Source organism: Stappia sp. ES.058, assembly GCF_900105595.1.
Taxonomy (GTDB): Bacteria; Pseudomonadota; Alphaproteobacteria; order Rhizobiales; family Stappiaceae; genus Stappia.
In genome coordinates this window covers 945080-970447 of record NZ_LT629784.1, presented here as the reverse complement: position 1 = coordinate 970447, position 25368 = coordinate 945080, and the positions used below count along the sequence as shown (strand labels likewise).

General features: G+C 65.1%; 21 protein-coding genes. 11 read left to right on the top strand and 10 right to left on the bottom strand.

Features of this window, described 5'->3' with window-relative positions; all coding sequences use genetic code 11:
* Positions 1 to 47: 47 nt before the first annotated feature.
* The 4 genes from BLU32_RS04610 to BLU32_RS04595 are packed head-to-tail and all read left to right on the top strand — an operon-like array spanning position 48 to position 4909.
* Positions 48 to 2273 carry a transglycosylase domain-containing protein gene (locus tag BLU32_RS04610; protein ID WP_093810577.1) on the top strand — a complete coding sequence of 742 codons (2226 nt, stop codon included), beginning with the start codon at positions 48 to 50 and terminating at the stop codon, positions 2271 to 2273.
* A complete protein-coding gene (locus tag BLU32_RS04605) occupies positions 2270 to 2929 on the top strand; it encodes a DUF1214 domain-containing protein (protein ID WP_093805201.1) in 660 nt (219 codons plus the stop codon). The genes BLU32_RS04610 and BLU32_RS04605 overlap by 4 nt, the downstream gene beginning before the upstream one ends.
* A complete protein-coding gene (locus BLU32_RS04600; protein WP_208976976.1) occupies positions 2926 to 3534 on the top strand; it encodes a DUF1254 domain-containing protein in 609 nt (202 codons plus the stop codon). Before BLU32_RS04605 ends, BLU32_RS04600 begins: the two co-directional genes overlap by 4 nt.
* 40 nt (positions 3535 to 3574) lie before the next feature.
* Positions 3575 to 4909: a cyclopropane-fatty-acyl-phospholipid synthase family protein gene (locus BLU32_RS04595; RefSeq protein WP_093805200.1), complete on the top strand. Its 1335-nt coding sequence runs from the start codon at positions 3575 to 3577 to the stop codon at positions 4907 to 4909.
* A 9-nt stretch (positions 4910 to 4918) separates the two neighbouring features.
* Here the strand turns inward: BLU32_RS04595 and BLU32_RS04590 are convergent, their stop codons facing one another.
* Together BLU32_RS04590 and BLU32_RS04585 are read right to left on the bottom strand one after the other, a co-directional pair.
* Positions 4919 to 6397, bottom strand: coding sequence for a PAS domain-containing methyl-accepting chemotaxis protein (locus BLU32_RS04590; protein ID WP_093805199.1), 1479 nt, complete (start codon positions 6395 to 6397; stop codon positions 4919 to 4921).
* A gap of 562 nt (positions 6398 to 6959) precedes the next feature.
* Entirely contained in the window at positions 6960 to 7799 is an 840-nt protein-coding gene (locus BLU32_RS04585; RefSeq protein WP_208976975.1) for a hypothetical protein, read from the bottom strand.
* A 605-nt stretch (positions 7800 to 8404) separates the two neighbouring features.
* Between BLU32_RS04585 and BLU32_RS04575 the strand changes: the two genes are divergently transcribed.
* The 5 genes from BLU32_RS04575 (at position 8405) to BLU32_RS04555 (ending at position 15131) form a co-directional block, all read left to right on the top strand.
* On the top strand, positions 8405 to 9532 hold the full coding sequence (locus BLU32_RS04575; RefSeq protein WP_157727504.1) for a DUF2336 domain-containing protein: 1128 nt from the start codon (positions 8405 to 8407) through the stop codon (positions 9530 to 9532).
* Between the two features lie 212 nt (positions 9533 to 9744).
* The gene (locus BLU32_RS04570) at positions 9745 to 11163 is read left to right on the top strand and encodes a hypothetical protein (protein ID WP_093805196.1); all 1419 of its coding nucleotides are present in this window, start codon (positions 9745 to 9747) and stop codon (positions 11161 to 11163) included.
* A 25-nt stretch (positions 11164 to 11188) separates the two neighbouring features.
* On the top strand, positions 11189 to 12310 hold the full coding sequence (locus BLU32_RS04565) for a hypothetical protein (protein WP_093805195.1): 1122 nt from the start codon (positions 11189 to 11191) through the stop codon (positions 12308 to 12310).
* A 109-nt stretch (positions 12311 to 12419) separates the two neighbouring features.
* Positions 12420 to 13415 carry an ABC transporter substrate-binding protein gene (locus BLU32_RS04560; protein ID WP_093805194.1) on the top strand — a complete coding sequence of 332 codons (996 nt, stop codon included), beginning with the start codon at positions 12420 to 12422 and terminating at the stop codon, positions 13413 to 13415.
* 3 nt (positions 13416 to 13418) lie between these two features.
* Positions 13419 to 15131, top strand: coding sequence for an iron ABC transporter permease (locus tag BLU32_RS04555; RefSeq protein WP_244501790.1), 1713 nt, complete (start codon positions 13419 to 13421; stop codon positions 15129 to 15131).
* 70 nt (positions 15132 to 15201) lie between these two features.
* Here BLU32_RS04555 and BLU32_RS04550 read toward each other — a convergent pair whose 3' ends face one another.
* From BLU32_RS04550 to BLU32_RS04530, 5 genes are all read right to left on the bottom strand, one after another.
* A complete protein-coding gene (locus BLU32_RS04550; protein ID WP_093805192.1) occupies positions 15202 to 16563 on the bottom strand; it encodes a GDSL-type esterase/lipase family protein in 1362 nt (453 codons plus the stop codon).
* A gap of 346 nt (positions 16564 to 16909) precedes the next feature.
* Positions 16910 to 17971 (bottom strand): ABC transporter ATP-binding protein, encoded by a 1062-nt coding sequence (locus BLU32_RS04545; RefSeq protein ID WP_093805191.1) that lies wholly within the window; start codon positions 17969 to 17971, stop codon positions 16910 to 16912.
* Positions 17972 to 18126: 155 nt separating this feature from the next.
* Positions 18127 to 18468: a DUF1491 family protein gene (locus BLU32_RS04540; RefSeq protein ID WP_093805190.1), complete on the bottom strand. Its 342-nt coding sequence runs from the start codon at positions 18466 to 18468 to the stop codon at positions 18127 to 18129.
* 318 nt (positions 18469 to 18786) lie between these two features.
* Positions 18787 to 19551: a peptidoglycan-binding domain-containing protein gene (locus BLU32_RS04535; protein ID WP_093805189.1), complete on the bottom strand. Its 765-nt coding sequence runs from the start codon at positions 19549 to 19551 to the stop codon at positions 18787 to 18789.
* A 13-nt stretch (positions 19552 to 19564) separates the two neighbouring features.
* A complete protein-coding gene (locus BLU32_RS04530; protein ID WP_093805188.1) occupies positions 19565 to 21403 on the bottom strand; it encodes a HAMP domain-containing sensor histidine kinase in 1839 nt (612 codons plus the stop codon).
* 310 nt (positions 21404 to 21713) lie between these two features.
* On the opposite strand from BLU32_RS04530, the gene BLU32_RS04525 reads away from it, so the two are divergent.
* Positions 21714 to 22157: a DUF5330 domain-containing protein gene (locus tag BLU32_RS04525; protein ID WP_093805187.1), complete on the top strand. Its 444-nt coding sequence runs from the start codon at positions 21714 to 21716 to the stop codon at positions 22155 to 22157.
* Positions 22158 to 22422: 265 nt separating this feature from the next.
* Positions 22423 to 22854 carry a SufE family protein gene (locus BLU32_RS04520; protein ID WP_172838531.1) on the top strand — a complete coding sequence of 144 codons (432 nt, stop codon included), beginning with the start codon at positions 22423 to 22425 and terminating at the stop codon, positions 22852 to 22854.
* Positions 22855 to 22881: 27 nt separating this feature from the next.
* On the opposite strand, the gene BLU32_RS04515 is transcribed toward BLU32_RS04520, so the two are convergent.
* From BLU32_RS04515 to BLU32_RS04500, 3 genes are all read right to left on the bottom strand, one after another.
* Positions 22882 to 23706: a DUF6456 domain-containing protein gene (locus tag BLU32_RS04515; RefSeq protein WP_157727503.1), complete on the bottom strand. Its 825-nt coding sequence runs from the start codon at positions 23704 to 23706 to the stop codon at positions 22882 to 22884.
* Entirely contained in the window at positions 23706 to 24230 is a 525-nt protein-coding gene (locus BLU32_RS22145; RefSeq protein WP_208976974.1) for a helix-turn-helix domain-containing protein, read from the bottom strand. The genes BLU32_RS04515 and BLU32_RS22145 overlap by 1 nt, the downstream gene beginning before the upstream one ends.
* A gap of 711 nt (positions 24231 to 24941) precedes the next feature.
* Positions 24942 to 25358: a MucR family transcriptional regulator gene (locus BLU32_RS04500; protein ID WP_093805184.1), complete on the bottom strand. Its 417-nt coding sequence runs from the start codon at positions 25356 to 25358 to the stop codon at positions 24942 to 24944.
* Positions 25359 to 25368 lie beyond the last annotated feature (10 nt).

Below are 25368 nucleotides of genomic sequence, written 5' to 3'. Positions count from 1 at the left end.
CGGCGGCGACGTTGATCCCGCCCGCCATAGCAGAACGGACGGACAAGGTGAACAAGGGATCATCTCCCCCCGACGGCACGGCGCCGGAAACACCGAAGACGCCGGTCGGGACGCCGCCGAAAGGCGGGCGTTTCAAGGCCGGGCTTCTGTCCGCCGACGCGTGGGTCGACACCGCGCTGTGGCGGCTCGCATCGGGCCTGCGGCACGCGATCGAGAGCTATTCCGCCTGGCTGCGCCGCTTCCGCGTGCGCGGCGCGGGGCGCGTTGCCGCCGAGCTTGCCTCCGACGGCGTCACCTTCGGGCTTCTCGGGCTCGTGCTGATGCTCACGCTGGCGCAGGACGCGATCGACAAGACGGCGCGTGCCGACTGGCGCACGACGGAGGATTTTTCCGTCGCCTTTCTCGACCGCTTCGGCAACGAGATCGGCCATCGCGGCATCCTGCTCAATGACACGGTGCCGCTGGAGGAAATTCCCGATCACCTGATCAAGGCGGCGCTTGCGACCGAGGACCGGCGGTTCTTTCACCATTTCGGCATCGATGTGGTCGGCACCTTCCGCGCGATGATGGAAAACGTGCGCGCGCGCACCGTGGTCCAGGGCGGCTCCTCGCTGACGCAGCAGCTCGCCAAGAACCTCTTCCTTACCAATGAGCGCACGCTGGAGCGCAAGATCAACGAGGCCTTCCTGGCGCTCTGGCTGGAGATGAACCTCTCCAAGCGCGAGATCCTGAAACTTTATCTCGACCGCGCCTACATGGGCGGCGGAACCTTCGGGGTGGCTGCGGCGTCGGAATTCTACTTCGCGAAAAACGTGCGCGAGCTGAGCCTGTCCGAGGCGGCGATGCTGGCGGGCCTCTTCAAGGCGCCGAGCAAATACGCGCCGCACATCAACCTGCCGGCGGCGCGCGCCCGCGCCAACGAGGTTCTGACCAACATGGTCCAGGCCGGCTTCATGACCGAGGGCCAGGTGATCGGCGCAAGGCGCAATCCGGCGGTCGCCGTCGACCGCAGCCGCGACCGCTCGCCGGACCATTTTCTCGATTACGCCTTCGACCGGCTCAAGGAACTGGCGCGGGAATATCCGGCGCTTGCCAACGACCGCATCCTGACGGTGCGCACCTCGCTCGATCCCGGCCTGCAGCGCCAGGCGGAACGCGCGATCCTCGACACATTGCGCCAGCAGGGCAACCGCTACCGGGTCGGGGAAGGCGCCGTCACCGTCGTCGTGCCCGAAACCGGCGCGGTGCGCGCCATGGTCGGCGGCAAGGACTATGGCACCAGCCAGTTCAACCGCGCGGTCGATGCGCTGCGCCAGCCGGGTTCCTCGTTCAAGCCCTTCGTCTATATCACCGCCTTCATGAACGGCTATTCGCCGCGCTCCGTCGTGCCGGATGCGCCGATCAACATCGGCGGCTGGAGCCCGCGCAACTATGGCCGCAGCTACCGGGGCCCGGTGACGCTGAAACTTGCGCTGACCAAATCGATCAACACCATTCCGGTGCGCCTGTCCCAGGCGCTGGGGCGCGACAAGATCGTGGAGAACGCGCATGCGATGGGCATCAACAGCGAATTGAAGATCACCCGCGCCCTGCCTCTCGGCGTCGCCGAGGTGACGGTGCTCGATATGACCGCGGCCTATGGCTCCTTCGCCAGCGGCGGGCTCAAGGTCGTCCCGACGCCGATCCTGGAGGTGAAGAACTCTCAAGGAGAGACCGTCTACGAGCTCAGCCGCCACCGGCGCGCGCCCGAACGCGTGTTCCCGGCCGAAAAGGCCGCCGAGATGAACGACGTGCTGGTCAATGTGGTGGAAGCCGGCACGGGCCGGCGTGCCCGCGTGCCCGGCGTCACGGCGGCCGGCAAGACCGGCACCACGCAGGCCTATCGCGATGCGTGGTTCGTCGGCTACACCGGCAACTATGTGGCCGCCGTGTGGTTCGGCAACGACGACTTCAGCACCACCGCGCGGATGACCGGCGGCAGCCTTCCGGCCATGACCTGGCAGGCGATCATGGAATACGCCCACAAGGGGGTCGAGCTTAAGCCGATGCCCGGCGTCGACCGTCCACCGCAACCGGCCGAGGCACTGGTCGTCGGCGACGAGGCCGGCTCTGGCGCCGGCCGCCCTCGCCTCTTGCGCGAACAGTCGATCACGGTGCTGGAAGAGATCGGCGCGCGTCTCGATGCCATTGGAAAGCGCGCGGACCTGCCGGACGGCGGGCCGGGGGGGAACCGGGGGTCTGGGCAAGACGGCGTGGAGTCCATCACACAGTGACCCTTGCGCTTGACCGAAATCCCGAGACCGACGGACTGGTCGCGGATCGCGTGCCGGCAATTCTGCGGCACCGGCGCGCACGCACCTGGCTGGCGCTTGCGGTCATCCTCGCAATCGGCCTCGTCACGGGCCTCGGCAGCGCCTATCTCGCGGTTGACCGCGGCCCCGGACTGGACGGGCTGGACCTTGGGGTGTGGGAGGCCCGGCCCTTGCAGGGCACCACCGAGGCCGATCCCTATTCCGCAGCCACCCATGCCCGCACGGGCCGTGTGCCGCTTGCCTCCGGCGAGGGGCTGATCTTTCTGGCGCGCACCGACACGACCGGCGCCACCTTGTCGCCGGCGTGCGACTACACGCTTAAAGGTCAGGCCGCGCCTGCGCGCCTTTGGACCCTCACCGCCCTCGACAACGGCCTCAGGCTGGCCGATACGAGTGCCGAACGCACCGGTCTGCACAGCCGCCAGGTCCTGCGGCATCCCGACGGCACCTTCACCGTCGGGATCGCGGCGCGGGCACGGCCCGGCAACTGGCTGCCGAGCGCGCGCGATGCCGACGGCCTCGTGCTGGCGCTCCGGCTCTATGACACGCCGCTGACCACCGGCACGGGCGTCGCCAATGTGCCGATGCCCGCCATCACACGGGGAGACTGTCAGTGAGCGGGGCAGCCAGGGTCACCACACGGCTTCGCCGGATCGAGGGACTGGGCGTGGCGCGCGGCGCGGCAATCGTTCTGGCCGGACTGTTTCTGGGCGGCATCATTCATGTGGCGGTGGTGATGAGCGTCCCGCATTTCGTGCCTGTCACGGCCTATGCACGGGTCGCCGGCTTCGGTCAGGACGGCGTCTTCAACCGGCTGCCGGATACGCGCGCGGGCGCGGAACCCCTGCCGATGCTCGATCCGATGATGCTGCATGCCGCCTGCCGCTTCGACCTCGCCGCAGGACCGCTGAAGATCGAGGCGGCCATGCCGCCGCCGTTCTGGTCCTTCGCGCTGTTCAACGCCCGCGGCGAGGCAATCTATTCGCTCAACGACCGCACCTCCGGCAACGACGGAAAGCTCGACGTTCTCGTGATCACGACAGAGCAGCTCAGCGTTCTGCGCGAGGACCCGCCCCCGGGGCTGGAGGACCTCATTGTCATCGAAACCGTCGAGACCCTCGGCTACGCCCTGCTGCGGTCCTTCGACGGCGACCCGATGCGCCGCGACATCAAGGAGGCGGCGCTGGCGCAAGCCACCTGCCGCACACTCGATCAACAGTGACCGCGCCGACTGACCGCCCCTCGGATTGAAAGATACCCGCATGAGTGCCAACGGCGAGAGCCAGACTGCCCGACGCGAGAGCCGCGCCCTTGCCGCCACCCGCCGGGCCATCGGCGTGTTGCGCCCGCATATAGACGCGCATTTTTCCGTGCGCCTTTGGGACGGATCGGTCGAGCCGCTCGGCGAAAACGTGGTGCCGGGCCTGATGCTGGAGATCAACGAGCCGGGGGTGCTGCCGTCGCTCATCCGACGGCCGTCGCTCGACCGGCTGATCCGCCACTACGCCCATGGGCACATCGATATTTCCGGAGGAACGATCATCGACATCGGCCGTCCGTTCGCCGTCGACCGGGCCGCACGACGGCGCCTGCGCAAGGTCGGCAAGATGGCGCTGGCCAAGGCCGCATGGCCGCTTCTGACCGCGCCGGCAATCTCGCCGGACGCCACGCGCGGCTTTTCGGGCGACGCGGACGGGCGTGCCCGCAAGGGAGCCGCGGACAATACGCGCTTCATCGGCTTTCACTACGATGTCGGCAACGCGTTCTACGAGCTCTTTCTCGATCCCGAGATGCAATATTCCTGCGCGTGTTTTCCGGGCGAGGACGCAACGCTGGAACAGGCGCAAATCACCAAACTGGAAGTCACCTGCCGCAAACTGCGGCTGAAGCCGGGTGAGAGACTGCTCGACATCGGTTTCGGCTGGGGCGGCCTGCTGTGCCATGCGGTGCAGCATCACGGCGTCATCGGCCACGGGGTGACGCTATCGAAGGAGCAGCTTGCCTATGCACGCGCCAAGGCGGAGGCGCTCGGCATCGCCGACCGGGTGACCTTCGAACTCAAAGACTACCGCGATCTGACCGGACGTTTCGACAAGATCGTGTCGGTCGGCATGTATGAGCACATCGGACTGGACAACATCCCGGCGTATTTCTCGGCGGTGCAGGGACTGCTTGCGCCAAGCGGCCTGTTCCTGAACCACGCGATCTCGCGTCGCGCCAAGAAGCGGCGACGCAGGCTGGTCAAGCGGCCCGAACAGCGGGCGCTGCAAAAATACATCTTTCCCGGCGGCGAACTGGACGACATCGGCCACACGGTCGCGGAAATGGAGCGCGCCGGCTTCGAGGTTCAGGACGTGGAGAACTGGCGCCAGCATTACGAGCGCACGACGCAGGTCTGGTGCGAGCGGCTGACGGCACGGCGTGCCGAGGCCGAGACGCTCGCCGGTCCGGAACTCTACCGGCTGTGGGTGGCCTATCTCGGCGGCTGTGCGCTGACCTTCCACCGCGGATCGGCGCGCATCTACCAGACGCTGTGCGGCAAATCGGCCAAGGGCACGCCCGCCGTTCCGTTGACGCGGGCCGATCTCTACCGCTAGGCGGCCGGATCACATCAGGCTTTGCGACGCTTCCTTCACGCTTTGCGTCGCCGCGTTTATCTGCTCGGTTCCGGACGAAATCGACTGCATGTTTGTCGTTATCAGTTCCACGCCCCGGGCGGCGAACTGCATGTTGGAAGAAATATCGTTGGTTACGGCGGTTTGCTCCTCCACGGCAGACGAAATGCTCACGGCGATGTCGCCGACATTCTTGATCACCGCCATGATTGAATCGATCGCCGACACCGCCTGACCGACCGTTTCCTGCATCGAGCCGATCTGGCGCGTTATCTGTTCGGTGGCACTGCTGGTCTGCGACGCCAGGTTCTTCACTTCGGCGGCAACCACGGCAAAGCCCTTGCCGGCCTCTCCCGCGCGCGCCGCTTCGATGGTCGCGTTCAAGGCCAGAAGGTTGGTCTGGTCGGCGATGCCGTCGATCAGTTCGATGACCGAGCCGATCGTCTTGGCATCGACAGACAGACCCGACATGATTTCGCCGGAACGTTCCGCCTCGAAGACGGCATTCTGGGATACGTCGAGCGCGGTTTGAACCTGACGGCTGATTTCCTGGATCGAAGCGACCAATTCCTCGGATGCGGCGGCGACGGTCTGAACGCTGGAGGACGTCTGCTCCGACGCGGACGCGGAACTGGTGGCCTGCGCGGTCGTGCTGGAAATCGCCTGCGCGATCTCGGACAGATCCTTGTCGATACGCCGTTGCACCTCAGCGCGGCGATGACGCTCCACCACCTGTTTGGTTCGGTCGGTGGCAAACTTCACAACCTTGAAAGGCCTGCCTGCCGCATCCAGGATCGGATTGTATGTGGCCTGAATCCAGACCTCCTTCCCCCCCTTGCCCAGGCGTTTGAATTCCTGCGACTTGAAATTTCCGTCCGCCAGATCTTCCCAGAACTTCCGGTACTCGCTGCTCTTGGCGTATTCCGGGTCCACAAACAAGCTGTGGTGCTTTCCAACAATTTCATCGTGCGTGTAGCCGAGGGTCGACAGAAAATTCTCGTTCGCATCGAGAATCTTCCCGTCCAGGTCGAAGTGAATGACGGCCTGCGAACGATTGATCGCTCTCAATTGACCTTCATGGTCGGCGCTTCGCTTCTTCTGTTCGGATATGTCTGAAGCAATCTTGACGACCTTCACCACTTTCCCGGCGGCGTTCAGGATCGGGTTATAGGACGCCTGGATCCAGACCTCCTTGCCCCCTTTGCCGAGACGCAGGAATTGATCCGCCTGAAATTCGCCATGAGCGAGGTTTTCCCAAAACGCCTTGTAGTCACTGCTTGCGGCATAAGCGGGGTCTATAAACAATTTGTGGTGCTGACCCTGAATCTCGCCCAGGGAATACCCCATGGTATCCAGAAAATTCTTGTTGGCTGTCAAAATCTTGCCTTGCGGCGTGAATTCGATAATCGCCTGAGAGCGACTGAAGGCCTCAAAAACCGCCTTCCACAAATTCGACCCAAAAGAAAACATTTGACGATCTCCGGAGGTTTTTTCTCTAAGTCACTTTCATCCAAACCCCCTAAGAATTAGTAAAAAAGAAATATTATTGACTTTCATTACTCAATATCAAAACGTATTTAGCTGCAATATTATCATTCAATTTATTTTGGTTGCATTCAACTACAAGAAAGTTCACAGCATCACAAAAGGAGACGCAGGGAGAGCACGAAGGCCGGCAGACCGTACCGCTGCGTGAACTACCGCATTGGTGAAAACGGAGCGTCGACAAGCGGCTAGTGGAGCGAATTTGACATTTGAGTCCCGTTTGCGGCGAGGCTCCTGACCAAATTTAGAAGCTCCACTACAATCATATATTTATCTAGTGGTTCTCTTGATTCCGACATTTGCTGCGGCGGTGCTGCACGGGGAGCCAAATGTCGGCATCGAACCACTAGGGATGTGTTTGAGGCGAGCTTGATGTCTTCACCGCTTCGGCACCTGCCACCCAACCGACCCATCCTCATCAGCCGGATGCCATGCCCGCATCGATTCAGTACAACCGACGCCCTGCGTCGACTGCCGCGTCACCGTGCTATTTTTTCGGAGCGGCGCGTTCCGTGCCCCAGTTGTCATAGATGCGCGAGCGCCGCTGCACCGTCTCCTGGCCGTAGCGGTTGACGGTGTCGCAGCCCTTGTGCAGACGGACGATTTCCGCCGCAAGCCGCTTCCACGCGACATTCGCGTCCCAGACCCTGTCGCTTGACGGCGTTTCGATCTCCAGGGAGTCGATTGCCTGTCGGTAAGCAGTCAGCCGGTGGCGCAACGCCTGATACGCCCAGTCGATGTGGCGGCGGTTCTCCCACACACGGGCCTGCGCACCGGCGAGTTCTTCCTCGCTCGACACATCCCTGCGTCCCAGTGCCCGCAGCCGCTCCTGATCGGCGGCATCCACGCGCATGACCACCCGGCAAAACGGCTCGACAAGCGCGGCATCGGCCGTGGCGTCGGCGGCAACGCGATCGTAGCGAACCTCGCTGGAGGCATAGCGGTCGGAGCGCAGATAGGCATAGTAGCGATCCGGGTCGGCCTTGCCGCCGATTTCGGGAATGATGCGCGTGCGGATCAGCTCCGTGCGCGTGCCCTCGATCCAGTCTTGTGACGAAGGCGGGCGGATCAGCGTCCAGGCGCGATCGCGCAGTTCCTGCTCGTCATCAGTCAAATTGAACTTGGAAACCGGTTCGCCGCGCTCGGCTGCGAGTTCGTCCCCCGCCATCGGCAGGATCTTGTCGTGAATGACGGACGGGCTCGCGCGGCCGAAATCACCGGTCGGACGCTGACAGGCGGCGAGCGCAAGAGCGACAAGCGCCAATCCCGCAAAGCGCAGGAACGCCCGACGTCGCCGCGCCGAATTGCCAACATTGCCAGTCTTCACCCCGGGGGCCTTTCCCGTCGCGGAACCCGAAAGCGTCGACGCGCGGCGCGAGGCCCGCACAGACACATCCAAGGCCGACTGCCTTCAGAGCGGGCGGCCAGGTTCGCGATCCGCGCCAACTTGCGGACCACTCTCTCGTTTGCGCCCGATTCGGGCCGCAAGATCAAGCGTATCACGTTCCATTCGCACGCCTGGAAAGATCACCACCTCGGCCTGATGGCCAGGGCTCTGCGGTCCGCAGCGATGAAGTGAGCGGTCGAAACGACGGGATGAATTGAAACTCAGCACGGTGCCCATTGTATCCTCCATGAGCTCAGCGGCCCGGCGGGAGGCCGGGCCTGGAACCCTGGCAGGTCACGCGAAACCATCTGCCGTAAAGTCAGTAGGCGCGAGTCACGGTTAACAAGTCGCTAACGGTTTTCTGGCATTTCTATGCGAACGGATCGTTCGTGCGCGATGGTCCGGCGTGTGTGTTGAGTCCGGGGCGTGTTGCGGTCCCGTGTAGAGTGACAAGTCCGCCCGTGTCGAAAACTGACAAGCATCCGCCCAGTTCTCCCGTGCCGCCCGCCCTCCGGTCAGCGGCCTACAAGCCGTTGGATGGCGTCGTGGATCTCTCTCTCGATACGCAGGACAAGCGCAAGGAACATCTGCTGCTTGCCGCGAGCGAACTCTATGTCACGACCCCGTCGCATCCCCGCCAGGAGCAAAGGGTGTTTGAAGAACTGTTTCGTCAGTTGATTCCCGAAACGCCCGCGCCGCACCGCCTGACCATCGCCCGGTTGCTCGCGCCCTACGGCGACGCCCCGCTTGATTGCCTGACGTTGCTGACCTTCGACCCCGACGCGCAGGTTGCCGCGGCGGCCGTGTCCACGCCACGCGCGCTGCCGGAACCGGACCTGATCAATCGTGCGGCAGGCGGCCCCGAGATCGTGCGCCGCGCCATAGCAAAGCGCGACTCCCTGTCGCTGCACATTGTCACCACGCTTTTCCGCCACGGAGACATCGAAACAGTCCGCAGCGTCCTGCAACGCGACGATATCGAGATCGACGACAGCATGCTCGATCTCCTCACGGCCCGCCCCGAGTTGCTCGCACCGCTCGCCAGCGATCTTGCGAGACGCAAGGCCCTGCCGGCCGACACGCTGTTTCACCTGTTTCTCGACCTGAATACGACCGGCCGGATGGAGGCCATCGCGGCCGCAGAAGCCCGGACGCTGTCGGAACTGGCACGCAAGGGCGATCCGCGCATTCTGTCCGCCCAGTTCAAACCCGCCGTGCTGCGTTCGCTCGTCGACGCCGCGCTATCGGGCGGGGTCGCCGCCTTTGCCGCCCACCTTGCCTACACGCTGGACCTTCCGGGTGATGTGGCCGCGCGTATCGTCGACGACACGGGCGGGGAAGCGCTGGTCGTATGCCTGCGTGCGCTCGGCACGAGCCACACGGAGAGCGGGCGTATTCTGGTGCGGCTTCTGGGCGCCCGCCTGCCGCTTGATGACGTGCGTGCGCTGCTTCGCCTGCAGGACACCATCACCCCACGCGCCGCGATGATGATCGCCCAGGGCTGGCGCAAGACGGCCGCGGCCGAGACGCCCCCCCGCGAACGCACCGCCGCCCACACCCCCCTTCAGGAAGGTGTCGCGCACGCGGAGCGCCGCGCGGTCGGCTCACCCATGCAAACCGGACGCGGCGGACACCCGCTCCCCCGGCGCACGGTTCGACGCGACGCCGGATAGCGGAACCCGCGCCCCCGAACAATATCTTCGCATTTAAGTTGTCTGCGTCATTTTTATGCCATTTATACGAGAATTACGCTAACATCCCACAGAGATCGACAGCCGCAAGCAGTTGGCCTTCCTTCGGGCGGGCTTCGCCGACATTTCAGCGCACACGGCCGTCGGGAAAACCTCTCCGGCCCGGGTCGGAGCCATCACTCAAGGGGCGCATCATGACCCGGATTACCCATGGCACTTTCCCGATCGCCAAGCCGCCGCAGCTTGAAACGCGGGCGGGAGCCACCGCGCCGGTGCTGCCGGCGAGCTGGGAATGCACCGCGCTGCTGCATGCCTACAGCCCGCCGCCGCGAAACGATCCCAAGACCACGCCGTTCTACCAGATGTGCCTCGCCTTCATCGGCTATGTCGCGGAGGAGACCATGTCGATCCGCGTCGTCGGCCTCGATTACGGCACCTGGTGGTATGTGATCACTCCGTCCGGCACCAGGGTCTCGACCGACAAGGGGCTGACCTTCACCGATGTCGACATGGGCTGGACCTTGCCGACGCAGAACTGGCTTCCGAGCACCGCGAGCTATTTCCAGACCGGCTACCTCAACTGGATGGAGGCACAGGAGGTCGACTGGTGGACCCAGCCGGTTCCCGGCTCCAACGCCGCGACCTGGACCTGGTTCGACAGCGCGACGGCACTGCCGTTCCGCATGATGTTCGGCGCCCCGCCGCCCTCGCCGACCATGGGCGATCCGGCGCAGCTGGCGTTTTTCCAGAATTTTTCCTTCACATACTTCCCGGCGTTCAAGGCCACCTCCTCGCCCAACGTCAGCACATGGGTCACGCCCGTGATCGAAGGCTTCCAGCCGGGGAACCCGAACGACCTCAAGCTGGTGGTGTGGAACGACTGCTTCTACATGACGACCTTCATGACGCCGGTGGATTCCGCCAGCCTGCCGCTGCCGACCGTCGTGCTCTACCAGTGGAAGCCGGATGCCGACTACCGGGTCGTGACCGACCGGGCGCAGGCGACGATCATGTCGTATGAGTACAATCCAAGCGCCGGGTTTCAGGATCAGGTGGCGCTGCTCTATGGCGTCGCGCCTGCTGGCACCACCCCGCCGCCCTGGGCGGGAAACGGCTTTATCTACAACGAGATCTATTTTCTGACCCGCGGCTATCCGACGCCCGTTGTGCTCTCCTGCGACAACATCGGCCTCGGCCAGCAGCCGCCGGACTGGGCCCGTATTCCGGCCGTGGAAGGGACAATTCACGCAACCGTCACCGACAATGCCGCGCTCTCTCCGGGCCAGGCCACCAACATCATCTCGGTGCTGTTTCCGCCGACGAAGGAGTATCCGCAGGGCCGCTATCTTTGGACCTGGTACTCGCTGCTGCCCGGCTCCGACGGAACCAACGCCCGGCCCGTCACCTTCATGGAATCGGCCTCCACCATCGCCGAGGGCGGCACCAGCCTGGCGCTCGCCGATTACTATGACTACGTCGAGTCCCCGTCCTGGTTCCCGGCCGAATATTACGCGCTGCCCGAACTTTGCACGGTCTCGGACGCAGGCGGCAAGGGAACGGACAAACCGACCGGCGCCGCCCTGCATCACACCGCGCCGCCCCCCAAGGCGTGACACCGTAGCCACGGAGACCGGGACGATGACCGATCGCTTCAATATGCCCGAGCCGAGCCGCCGGTGGCGGCATCTTGCCAATGGCGCGCGTGCCGCCGCCCTGCTGCTTCTCGCCGGCATCGCCGCCCCCGCCTCTCACGCGCAGGTCGTCGAGGCCTATTTGCTCGATCCGGATTTTCCGCAGGCGGGCAGCTTCGATTTCCAGAACGTGAGCTGGACGACCCTGTCGCCGGACGGAACGCAGCTCTACATGGTGCAGCGGGGCAACCCGGCGGTCTCCGTCTGGAGCCTCGACGGGGTCTTTCTCTCCACATGGACGACGACGGATCTCGGTGAGCCTCATTCGCTCACCTTCCAGACGGCGGGCGACGGCACGGCGTACGCATGGATCACCGACATGGCGCCGCCGGTGACGGCGAGCAAGAGCTACGGCCACTGCATCAAGAAGTTCACCCTCGACGGCACCTATCTCGGCAGCATCGGGACCTGCGGCGAGACCAGCCAGGGCACGGGCCTCGATCCGGTGCAATTCGACAAGGTGACCGATGTGGCCTTCGACCGCGCGGGCCTGATGTGGGTGACCGACGGCGACCTCGACGGTCTCAACAACCGGGTTCTTTCCATCGATCCCGCAACCTCCACCGTTTTGAGCGACTGGTCGGCGCCCGACAATCAGCCCGGATCGGGCGAGCGGGAGTTCAATCTGCCCCATGCCATCGACGTCGATGCCTGCGACCGGGTCTATGTCGCCGATGCCCTGAACCACCGCGTCCAGATCATCCGCACGGACGGCACCTTCCTGCAGGAACTGGCCTGTTTCGCGGATCTGGGCGTCTACGGCCTGTCGCTGGCGCCCGCGCCGGGATCCTCGAGCCTGCAGATGTTCGTGACCGCAAGCACCACCACTTTCACCGGCGTCGGCACCGCCTCGGTCTTCGATGTCGATCCGGTCTGCACGGCGGCGGTTCCGGTTCCCTCGGGCTGCAACGCGGCTGCACGCTGGGACATCGCCTTGCCGCAGGGAACGAGCGGCGAGGCGCTTCATGCGGTGGAGGCGACGGCGGACGGCGCGGCGCTCTTCATCTCGCCGCTCGGCGGCGACCTGCTCCCGCAAAAATGGATCCGTTCGGCGGCCATCGCGGAATAGCCCCCCGGCGCGGCGCGGCCTGTGACAGGCGGTCGTTCAAATGTTACATGGGTCTGATACGGCCTCGGGATCGCCCGGAGTGCCGGGCCGCATCGTCCGGGAGACCTCAATGACGACCAGCTTCAAGGCCGCCATCCGCGCTGCCGCCCTTTCCGCCGCCGTGTTCGCCGTTTCGCCCGCCGCAGCCGAAGTGTCCGGCAAGCTCGTGCTCTATACCTCGCAGCCCAATGCCGACGCGCAGCAGACCGTCGACGCCTTCACCGCGAAACACCCGCAGGTCGAGGTCGAATGGGTGCGCGACGGCACCACGAAGATCATGGCAAAGCTCCGGGCCGAGTTCACCGCCGACAGCCCCCAGCCCGACGTTCTCCTCATCGCCGACATGGTGACGATGGAGGGTCTCAAGCAGGAAGGCCGGCTGATGGCCCATGAGAGCGCGGATGTTTCCGGGTATGACGCCGGGCTGATGGACGCGGAGAAGACCTATTTCTCGACCAAGCTGATCACCACCGGCATCGTCTACAACACGAACGCCGAGATGGTGCCGACGTCCTACGCCGACCTCCTCAAGCCGGAGGCCAAGGGCCGCATCGCCATGCCCTCGCCGCTGACCTCGGGCGCCGCCACCATCCACATGGCGGCGATCACCGCGCATCCCGACCTCGGCTGGGCCTATTACGAGGGCCTCGCCGACCAGGGCGCCAACCCGCAGGGCGGCAACGGCGGCACCTACCGCGCGATCGCCGGCGGCGAGAAGCTCTATGGCTTCGTCGTCGACTTCCTGCCGATCCGTGGCGCCGCCGACGGCGCGCCGGTTGCCTTCGTGTTTCCCGAGGAAGGCGTTTCGGCCGTGACCGAGCCGGCCGCCATCCTTTCCACCGCGAAGAACCCGGACGCCGCGAAAGCCTTCGTCGACTTCCTTCTGTCGCCCGAGGGCCAGCAGCTTGCCGCCGACCAGGGCTATCTGCCCGCGCATCCGGACATCGCGCCGCCCGCCGGCTTCCCGGCCCGCGACACGATCAAGCTGCTCGACTTCGATCCGGCGAAGGCGCTCGAGAACGACGTCGCCGACAAGATGACCTTCGAAGAAATCTTCGGCGGATAACGCTTGGCGAAGCTGACAAGACGCATGGGCGGCGGCGAAGGGCTTTCCCTCGCCGCCGTCGTCTCATTGACGACCCTCGTCTGCGGTCTGCCGCTGGCGCTGCTCTTCGCCGTCGGGCTTGCCCCGGAAGGCACGGGAACGCTCGCGCCGCTGATGGAGACGGCGGGTTCGCGCTCCGTCCAGCGCGCGCTGTGGAACTCGCTGGAGAGCAGTTTTCTCTCCGCCGTGCTGGCGAGCGTCGCCGGCACGGGGCTGGCGCTGGTCATCGGCCTGACCAACGTGCGCGCCAAGGGAGCGCTGGTCTTCCTGGTGCTGATCCCGATGATGATCCCGCCGCATGTGACCGCGATCGCCTGGAGTCAGGCGCTCGGCCCGGCAAGCCCGGTGTTGCAGTGGCTCGGCCTCGCGCCGGCGCCGGGAAGCCCGCATCCGGTCTATACGCCCGGCGGGCTCGTCGCGCTTCTGGCGTTGCAGCACATGCCGATCGTCTTCCTGGTGGTGCGCGCAGCACTCCGCGCCTTTCCGCGCGAGTTGAGCGATGCGGCAAGGGTCAGCGGCGCGCGCGGGCTGCGCCGGCTCACGCGCATCACGCTGCCGCTGCTTGCGCCCGCGCTTCTCGCCGGTTTCATGCTGGCCTTCATCAGCGCGCTCGGGAATTTCGGCATCAATGCGCTGATCGGCATTCCGGCGCGCTACACCACGCTGCCGGTGCTGATCTGGCGCCGGCTTGCCGGCTTCGGTCCGGACGTGATCGCCAATGTGGCGCTGATCTCGGTGCTGCTCGCCCTCGTCACCCTGGCGCTGGTGGCCGCCCAGGGCCTGTTGCAACGCGGCATGCGCAACGCGCTCGTCGGCCTGCCGCAGCAGCCGCGCGCCATTGATCTCGGGCGCATGCGCAGCGCGGTGGAGGCCGCGCTCTGGAGCTTTGTCGCGCTGACGCTGGTGCTGCCGGCGACCGCCCTTTTCGCGACCGCGCTGGTGAGAACCTACGGCCTGCCGCTCGCCGCCGACACCTTCACGCTGGAAAATTTCGCCGAGATCCTGTTTCGCCAATCGGTGACCCTGCGCGCTTTCGCCAATTCCACCTTCGCGGCCGCCGTGGCGGCGCTCGTCATCGCCGCGATCTCCATCCCGCTCGGCTATTTCCTGATCGTGCGGCGCGGCACCGCCCGCAAGCTGGCGGGATTTGCCGCGGCCCAGGCCGACATCGCCTATGCGGTGCCGGGTCTTGTGATGTCGATTGCCTTCATCCTCTTGTTTCTGCGCCCGCTGCCACTCTTCGGCGTCAGCCTCTACGGCACGCTGGCGATCATCCTGATCGCCTATGTCGGCGTGTTTCTCGCCATCGGGCTGAAATCCGTCACGGCGGCTTACGTGCAGATCGACCCGAGCCTCGACGATGCCGCAAGGGTCGCCGGTGCCGGCTTCGCCCGCCGGCTGTTGCGGATCTATGCGCCGCTGGTGGCGCCTGCGGCCGCCTCGGGCGCGATCCTCGTCTTTCTCACCGCCTACAACGAGGTGACCGTCTCGGCACTCCTGTGGTCGGCCGGCAACGAGACCATCGGCACCACGATCTTCAACTACGAGGACGGCGGCTACACCACGCTTGCCGCTGCGATGGCGAGCGTCACGGTGTTTGCAACGGTGCTGGTGATGCTCGCCGTCAACGGCCTTGCCCGGCATGTGCCGCCGGGCACGATCCCCTGGCGCGACTAAGCGCAAGACCCCGCAGGCTCCATCCGTTCGACCGAGCCTGCGGGTCTCGTGTTTTGTCCGAGTGCGCGGATCAGTTCGGGAAGGTGTACATCGCGGCACGCCACTCATAGGACATGATCTGCGCGCCCCAGAGGCTGGGGTGCAGCCCATCCTGCAGCGCGGCTGCCGGCTGATTGCCCGTCCATTTGAAGAAGGCCTGATACATGTCGACCATCTTCACCCGCGGGCGCCAGTACCAGGCCGTCGCGGGATCGGCCAGCTTCTGCGCGACCATGTTGGCAAGCGACGTGTTGTACTCGATGACATTGACGTTGAATTTCGCGGACCCGCCCGTTTGCGGGATGAGCTGCGCCACGATGATCTTCGACGTCGAGTACTGCAGGATCCCCTCCATCAGCGCAACGGTGCGCAGGGCGGTACGCTCGCCCAGTTCATTGGGCGGCAGCCTGTCGTTCCGCAGATCATTGGTTCCGGCATGCATCAGCACATAGTCAACCGACGTCGTGACTGTCCGGCATTTCCAGTAGTTCTGGATGATGGAGGTCGACGGATTGCCGCCGTAGCCGTCCATCGTCGCCCCGCTCCAGCCGCAATGGAAGCGCTGGTCCCAGGGCATGTCCCAGGGCGATGGCGAGTTGGAATACTGATAGACGCCATAGCTGCCGATGAACCGGAACAGACCCGCGAAGGCCGCGTCATTGGCCATGTCCTTGCGATAGCCGCCCCAGGCGGCTCCGAACACGTCCGGCATGTCGGTGATGGAATCGCCAAGCGGCATCACCGTCTTGCGCGCGGCAAGATCGCGCTCGGCGATCCGTGCCGCGATCTCCGGCGGCAAGGCATTTGCCGGTTCGCCCGGATCGGCAGGTGGCGGCAGCATCGCTGCGACGCTCGAGTCCCCATCCAAGGGCGTTCCCTCGATCTGGAAGGCAAGGTCGGTCGCCGCATCGAGATCCTCCTCGCCCGGACGATGGGCGCGTCCGCCGGCGTACGCATCGGCACATTGCGCCAGTGTGGCATCGGAAGACGACCGGCCAACGACCACGAAAGTGTAACTCTCCCCACCTGCCAGCGCGACGCCATCGAATGAAAACGCCTGCCATCCTGCCGCGGTCCCATCGCCAACCGACACCGTTTGCGAGAGACCAAGAGGTGGGGAGGACGGCCCCGTGCCCTGAAGCAGGAACATGTCATAGCCGCTGTCACCGCCGTCCGGGGTCATCCAGACGGAGACCGACTGCAGATCGAGACCGCTTTCCGGCGTGAAACTTTGCCCGACCGCACCCCCGATGGCGACCTGCCCGTCGCATCCCTCCGGACCGACCGACAGCAGTGTTTCCGCATGTGCTGCCGCCAAAGGCAGGATCGCGGCAAATGCCGCAAACGTACCCAGTACCCAGGCCCGCCCAGCCTTGTTCGCTTGTGCAATCATGTTGCCGCCTCCCGGTTTTTTTAAAACAGAATACCACCCGCAGAAGTCCGATAGACTTGCACGACTTGAAATCTTTGAATTTCAGATAGCTCGCGTGGTTTCGAGAAAAGCACGGCCCGAAGGATTGCCTCGAACCAATAATTAGATAAAACCCACAATGTATTTAGTTCATATATCCGCAAAATTATCAATCAGAAATCGATAAATTTTAAATTACAACCGCTTTATACCGGGTTTGCATAAGAGACGAGTGGTCAGGATTGCATTTCCTGTCATGCGGCAGCATCGCGCGGGACGACGACCGGTCTTCCCGACAAGCAGATCCGGGGCGGCCCCAGCGACGGGCTTACCCGATCGGCAAGACCCAGCCCGACGCAAGGCTGACCGGAACGGTTTCGCCCGGCGTCAACCGCTGGCGCACATGCGCGACCAGCGGCGTGGCCATGCCCTCCACCGCAAGAGCCGCATCCCAGAACCCGCCGCGATAGACCGCCGACTCGACCCGCGCGTTGACCGCATGCGGCTCGGTCGCGATCTCGACATCCTCCGGCCGCAGAACGATGCGTGCCGGCCCCTGGTCAACAGAGCCCGCGCACTCGGCGGCAAAGCGGAACGGCCCGCAGCGCACCTCGGCGCGGCGTGTGCCGTTCGCACCGGACACGCCGTCCAGCATCCCGTCCCAGATTGCGGCACGGCCGATGAAACGGGCAACCCGCTCGCTCGCCGGCCGGCGATAGAGATGCTCGGGCCGGTCGGCCTGAAGCACGCGGCCCTCCCACAGGATCGCGATCCTGTCGGCGAGCGCCATCGCCTCGCGCTGGTCGTGGGTGATGTAGAGGGTCGTCGCCCCGGTCTTGCGATGGAACTCGGCCAGTTCCTCTTCCATCGTCTGACGCAGATGCGGGTCGAGGTTCGCCAGCGGCTCGTCCATCAGCACCGTTCCGGCCGCCTGGGCGAGACAGCGCGCCAGCGCCACCCGCTGGCGCTGGCCACCGGACAGGGACGCGGGCTTGCGCCTGGCAAAACCGTCGAGCCCCACCGTCTCCAGACTGCGCTCCACCCGGCTCTTTCGTTCGCGCGCCGACAGCCTGGCGCTTTCGACCGGAAAGGCGACATTGCCTTCAACACTCATATGCGGCCAAAGCGCATAGGACTGGAATACGACGCCGACGTCGCGGTCCTCCGGCGGCACATGAAAGCCCGCACCGGCGACGCGCCGTCCATCAATGTCGATCTCGCCGCCGTCCTGGGTTTCCAGACCGGCGATCAGCCGCAAGAGTGTCGACTTGCCGCAGCCGGACGGTCCCAGAATCACGAAAAAGCTTCCGGTCTCGATTTCGAGCGAAACTTCGGAAAGCGCCGCATGGGAGCCGAAGCGTTTGGACAGGGAACGAAGAGAGACGGACATAGGGCCTTTTTCAGATTGTCGCGGAACGGTCCGCCAAAGCCGGGTCGGGGAACCTTCGAACCGACTATGCAGGTTCGGCGCGCGACTATGAAAGCAGTTTGTGAAGCCGGGGTGACGCGCAGTCGCGACCGCACGGGACGGCGGCGGTGCTGCGGTCAGGTCTCGACGACATCCCAGAAGACGCGGCCCTCGCGGTCCTCGATTTCGACAATCCAGACATCCGGATCCATGCGCCGCTCCGAGGCAAGGCGCCGGTCGACGTCGTCCTTGTCCGCAAAGGTCAACAGGACCTCGAAAAGCCGGCTGCCGGGTGTCGCGCCCTCGAACGCCGATTGCGGCGCGGGGCCGTAGAGGTCGAAGCATCCGTCGCGCCGGTCGACGACGATATAGATCGCCCCCGCCTCGAGCGCGCCCTTGGAGACAATGCTGGCGTAAGCGTTTTCCGAAAAGCACCTGCGAACAAGCGCGGAAACGAAGAAATCGGATGTCAGGCGCATTCAGGATCTCCGGCGGCGCGCCCGGCAGGAGCGCGACTCGCGTCCCAGCATACTTAGGGTCAGGACCTGTTGATATGATTGCGATGGTCGAAGCGGATGTGTGCGGATACGAGGAGCAAGCCCGCAGGAAGGCTGAAGCCTTTCAAGGGATTGCGACATGGTATCCCGTGCGGATCCGCCCGATCCGAAGGACGGCCGAGCTGACGTCGACCTGCGGCGTCAAAGCCCTCGACCGGGGAACGGCTCCGCTCTTTGGGCTTTTCCTTGCATCTCTCGTCATCTCGAACGCCATTTCAGTCATAGCAACAGGTCCTGACCCTAGCCACCGAGCGGGCGGCCCAGTACGTTTTCGAGTTCCTTGGCAATCCTGTCGCTGATCGCCCCGTTGATCGGAAGGCCACGATCCAGTTCGAACCGGCGAATGGCGTTGGAGGTCTCGTCTCCGGAATAGCCGTCGACCTCCAGCGGCCCGTAGCCAAGTTCTGCCAAGGCGGACTGGATGGCGGAGATCCGGGCACGCTCCGGCGACAGGGCCGCAGCATTGCTTGCCGGCGGCGATGCTGCCGATGGAACGGCAGGCGGCTGCGGTGGCAGGGGCGGCGCATCTGAAACGCCGACCCCGTCACCGGTGTCGAGCGCAAGGCGCGCCAGCAGCGGCTCGTCGACCCGCCCGGTTTCCGCAAGTCCCCGGGCGCGCTGATAGCCGCGCACGCCGCGCTCGGTCGCCGGTCCCTTGAGGCCATCGAGCGGCCCCTCGTACATGCCAAGACGGCGCAATTCGATCTGGATGTCGCGCACCAGCTTTCGTTCCTGGAGCATTTCCCGATCAGGCACCGCCGTGGTGGACGGCTGTGTCGCCGCACGTTCGCGTGTCTCGAACAAAGGCGCGGGGTGGCGGCCGGTCTGAAACACCATCGCGTTGGCAATGATCAGAAAACCGGTCAGCACCATGACCAGCCAGCCGCCTGCGGCGACCGGATTGTCGAGCGCTGCCGAACCAAACCCGCCGCCCGTGGACGCGTCGGACCCGGACGCCGGGGTGCGGCGCCGCGAGCTCTTTGTCCCTCGCTGTCCCTGACTCATAGCTGCTCCCGGATCATGCGATCCGCCTCAACGCGGCGTCATCCGTACCGGCTGGCATCCCGGTCACACCCGGACCGGGCTCGGCTTCGTGGTCAGGACCGATGCACGCCGCCGGCGATGCCGCCTGGGTATGTCCAGCCGGCAGGTAGACGGTCACACAAGTCCCGTGGCCAACACGGCTTTCCAGCGAAATGCGTCCGCCATGAAGCTCTGCCAGGCCCTTGACCACCGACAGGCCCAGTCCGGCGCCTTCATGGGCGCGGGTCGTGCCGTCGCTGGCCTGCACGAACGGCTTCGTCACGCGCAAGAGATCGTCGGCGGCAATCCCGACGCCCGTGTCGCGCACGCCGAAGACGAGGCCCGAGGCTTCCTTGCGCGCAAAAAGCACGACACGGCCGCCGGCCGCGGTGAACTTCACGGCATTGGCAAGAAGGTTCAGCGCAATCTGCCGGCAGGCACGCGGATCGGCGGTAAACTCGCCGAGATCGAGGGGAATGTCGGACGACAGACGAAGACCGGCCTGATCGGCTTCTGCCGCCATCATCCGGCGGCATCCGTCGAGGCAGTTTCGCATGTCGACCGGCTCGCTCGTGATCCGGAACTGGCCCGCCTCGATCCGCGCCATGTTCAGCATGTCGTTGACCAATTGCAACAAGTGGCTGCCCGACTCGTGGATCAGGCCGGCGTAATCGCGCACCTTTTGCGTATCGGAGGCGGTCTGCGGCAGCTTTCGCATCAGGTCGGAAAAACCCAGGATCGCGTTGAGCGGCGTGCGCAACTCATGGCTCACGGTTGCCAAAAACCGCGAACGGGCCTCCTGCGCCGCGTCGGCCGCTTCGCGGGCGGCGTCCCGGTCGGCTTCCATCTCGCGGCGGGTGTCGATGTCGCGGATCACCGAAACGACCCGTCCACTCTCTGGATCGATCATTGTTTCGAAACCGATCCAGCCGAAATCGGACAGGCCGGTTTCGCCCGGACGGTTGCCGCCCCGGCGCAGCCGCAATTCGAGCCTGTGCGAGGTGCCGTCCGCGGCCGTGTCGGAAACCGCCTTCAGATAGGCCGGCCGGTCGCCGACATGCAGACGCTGGAAAAACCCGTCGCCTGCGAGTTCTCCGGGCGCGAGGCCGAACAGGCCGCGCACCGTGGGCGAGATGCTAGCGATCCGACCGCCCGGTTCATGCACGGCAACGGCATCGCGGGCGTGGAGCGCGAGCAGCCGGTGGCGCTCCGCTTCCCCTTGCATGTCGGCGTGGGCGGCCCGGAATTCCGCAACGAACGCGAGCGCCAGCAGACTTGCCAGCATCAGGGCCATCGCGGTTGCAACCGCCCCGATCGAAAGGATGCCGAACACCGGCTCGGCGTCGACCGGCGCAAGGGCGCGCGCATCGACACCGGCCAGAAGTGCGACCAGAGCCAGACAGGTGGCGAGCGTCAGGGCGACCGCGCCGCGCCGGCAGGTGAGCGCGGCTTCCAGTGGAGCCAAGACCAGGAAGGGAAGTGCGGGCGAGCCAAGGCCGCCACTCAGCGCCGCCAACCCGGCGACGAATCCGGCCGAGGCGAGCGCGGAGCCGAGCTGCCCGTGCGCCAACGCGCCGCTGCGCGAGACATACATCGCCAGCGGCAACTGCGTCAGAGCCCAGGCAAAGACCAGAATGGCCGTGGGCGACAACGGACCGTGCAACGCAAGCAGCATCGGCAGCGCTGCAAGCGCAAGCGCGCCGCACGCCAGATGGGCGCCGATGAAGGCTCGGTGTCTGGAGAGGCCGGAGGCGTCGTGCGCCACCGACGGATGGATCAACTGGTCGACGAGGCCGAGCCCGCGCCGAAGCCGATCCCGAAATTCTGGCATCATATTCCTGGTCCCGGCACGCCTGCCGTTTGTTCGCCGTTCTTGTCTGCAATCGTCACAGGAACGGCTTAAGGAACCGTGAAACCTTCGTTTTTCGGGATTTCCGTCGGGCCGGCGGCGCACGCGACAATTTCGCTAAAATTTGATGCAAATTTTGTGAAAACACGTCTCGAATTTGATGAAAATGCGCGCGCAAGCCGCAACCGCTTCTTCGAACGTCCCTGCTAGTGTGCGGGCATAACGGTTCGTGACGACCCGTCTGCGGCGATCGCAACCGACCTTGAACAGGACGACTGAACGAAGGGCGGCAAACATGTTCTTCTTGCTGAGATGCGCATTCTGGATCGGTCTGGTGCTCCTGCTCCTGCCGATCGACACAGGTCCCGATGAAAGCCCGACGGCCGGACTATCCCCGGTGCAGGCCTTCTTCGCGGCACAATCGACCATCAGCGACCTTTCCGGTTTCTGCGAACGCAATCCGGAGACATGCGCGACGGGGGGGCAGGCTATTTCCCGCATCGGCGAGAAGGCGAAAGTCAGCGCCAAGCTCCTTTACGACTACATGGACGAAGACGGCACGCTCGTCACCGGCGCGACCGGAACGCTGTCTGCGTCCGATCTGGAACCGGACTGGGCCCTCGACCTGCCCGCAGCCGGGTCGCAAGCCCCGGTGACAGCGACCGCGCCTGCGTCCGAGACAGTCGACGTCTCGCCCAACGCGGCATTGCCGATGCCCCGGCCCCGACCGGGCGCCTGACCTACAGCGGCTTGACAGAATTTGGAAGATACTCCCGGCGCGCTCCACGAACAGACGTTTGCGCCAACACTTGGCGGGTCTTTCCGCCAGCCGCAGGCGAATTGCTGCCCTTTTCGCCTGCGGTTCTTTTCTTTTTCGGGGCGCCGATCGGTGCCCGAGACCGGGTTCCAGCGCCTTGCGCAAATTCCGATGGCCAGCCAACGGTTTTCTTGGCACCTGATGAGGACTATATACGGGTCCAGTCACCCACGACCCGACAGGCGCCATGATCCCTCCGCTTTCAGAAATCCTCGACAACTTCGAATTCCTCGACGAGTGGGACGACCGGTACCGCTACGTCATCGAGCTCGGCCGCACGCTTCCGGAGTTTCCGGAAGCGGATCGCACCGAGGCCAACAAGGTGCGCGGCTGCGTTTCCCAGGTCTGGCTGTCGAAATCCGCCACTCAGGAGGCGGACGGCGCCACCCATCTCAGCTATGACGGCGACAGCGACGCTCATATCGTCAAGGGTCTCGTCGCCATTGTGCTGTCCGCCTACAACGGCAAGAGTGCCACGGAAATCGTCGATACCGACATCGACGGCGTCTTCGGGCGGATCGGGCTGAAAGAACATCTGACACCGCAACGCGCCAACGGTCTGAAGTCCATGGTGGATCAGATCCGCGCGGACGCCCGCGCAGCGCTTGCCGAAGCCTGAAGAAGGCGCAAGGCGCCCGTCACGGCATCACGGCATCAGCCCATAGTGACGGGCAAGCCGTTCCAGTCCCATGAGCAGCACGACCTTGGCGGACCGCGGCGGCCAGCGCCGAGCCTTTTCGACTTCGCGAAGGCCCTTCAGCTCGCAACACACATCAACGAGCACCGGCGCGAGTTCCGGCCCGACCGCGGCGAGCGCCCTTTCCACCCTGACCCTCGCAGCGATCGTCGCATCGGACAGATCCGCGATGCCGAAGGCGCCGGAGCGCTTTTTGCCGGTACCGCCCGCCCCGTCCCAGCTTTGCGTGGCAAGCCCGGGAACGATGCGCCCGAAGGTGACGTCGGCGCGCAGCCGTTCGCCGGCCTCGAACCGGGGTGCATCGATCAGGGCCGCGCCGTCCGCGCCCTTGCGGTTGCGCAACCAGGCCAGCGGGCTTTCCCCATGGTCGACGGCCAGAACCTCCCGCGACCCGTCAGGCCGTGCCAGCGTTCGCGTTCCCCGGGCCTGATGCTGGGCGCGAAATCCGTCGTCGCCGGCAGCCGCGCGCCGGAGCCGGGCACGGCCAATTTGCGAAAGCCGCAGCGCGTCCGTGCCGCACCGCTCGATCAGATCGTGGTCCATGGCGCCGCGCAACACGGTGCGGGAGACGAGAATCCCTTGCGCGTGCATCTGCGCTGGTCCGTCGCAGGGCGCCTCCAGCAGGCGAACCCTGTCATCCCTGGCGTCCGCATCGTGGTCCCGCGTCCCGACCGGCGCGACGCGCCAGGCCCCGGCCGCGTCAAGCCTGCGCAAAAGGCGGTCTACCTCGCGGGTCGATGGTCCCGGGCCGGTTCGGGACGACGCAGCCGCCATCAGCCCCGCCCCCGCCGCGACTGGCAAAGCGGCCCGAGCGCGCCCTGAACCGCCCGCTCGATCGCGTCCAAGAGCTCTTCGAAGGCCGGATCGTCACGCCGGTCCTCGACGACCCGACAGGCATGCGCCACGGTCGTCCGGTCTCGCGCAAACCGGTCCGCTACCGCCGTCAGCGTCCGGCGCAACACCACATGATGCAGGTACATCGCGACCTGCCGGGCAAGCGCCACATGCGCCAGACCCCGGCTGCGAGCGGCAAGTTCCTGCTGGGAAACCCCGAACACGGCAACGACGCACGCCATCACGATCAGATCGGCCCCGCGCGGGTCCATTTCTCCCGGCGCGCCGCCGTCTCCGGCCAACCCGGCGCGCTGCCCGCGGCTCCGGCTGCCGCTCTTTTCGGCACGCAACCGTCCCTCGGTTCGCGAAGACCCGTCTGTCCCGTGCAGGTCGTCGCTTTTTTGCCAAACGCCGGCTCCCGAAATGGCGGGCCGGCGCGTCGTTTCCCTCTGGTTTACCTGCATGTCCCAACTCCCGAAATCAATCATAGGTTTATATTCCTATATCAATACGGGAAAAATACACGCACGGGGATAACTCGCCCGCTCACACCCAACACATAGCGAAACGGCAAATCGCTTTGGTCCCGCCCCCGGCTCCAGCCGCATACTGGATGCCGGGGCCGAACCGTCCGTGGACAGCGCCGAAGACCCGACATGACGACGGAGACCAAAGAAATGACACCCGACAATCGGGACACCGCGGGCCCTGGCTGTCCGCTCGTGCATTGCCAAAAAGGGATGGCAGCAGCCGCAAGACAGAACGACGACACATGCCCGTCTCGCTGCAGACATCTCTATGCCCGGCTCTCGGCGCGGCTGGCGGTCCCCTGCCCTGCGCCGGCCCGTCCACCCAGGGACGAGCCGTGCGACCTCAACACCTTGCTGCACGATCAGGCGCAATGGCTGGAAAGATCGATTGTTCAGGAACGCGAGCGCGGGCGCAGCGGATCCTGGGTCCATGACGGACACCGGCTCGCCGCGTTGCGGCAGCTGCATGCGATGGCGCTGTGTCAGGCACACCGTCCGGATCCCGGCGCGAAACCCCGCAACGGAAAATCCCCGGCAGACGTCTGACCGGCGAAGCAGGCGACAGCGGAAGCAAAAACGACCGCCGCGAGGCCTCTCGCGACGGTCGTATGATCCGGATCAGACCCGGAAAACGCTGGCTGGCGCTTACTTGGAGCGCTTGCGCTGCTGGCCGAGGCCCATCTTCTTCGCGAGTTCCGAACGGGCGGCCGCATAGTTCGGCGCAACCATCGGGTAGTCGCTCGCAAGCCCCCATTTCTCACGATATTCCTCGGGGGACATGTCGTAATGGGTGCGAAGGTGACGCTTCAGCGACTTGAACTTCTTTCCGTCCTCAAGACAGATGATGTAGTCCGGGGTCACGGACTTCTTCACTGCGACGGCAGGCTTCAGCGGCTCCGGCTCCGGCTCGACGGCAGCCGTGCTGGTGCGATGAAGCGCATTGTACACCTCGTTGATCAAGCCTGCGAGGTCAGTCGAGGCGACCGTGTTGTTTGCAACATATGCCGAGACGATATCGGCAGTCAGGTCGATGAGATTGTCGTCGGCGACCATTTCAGTCATTTTCCACCCA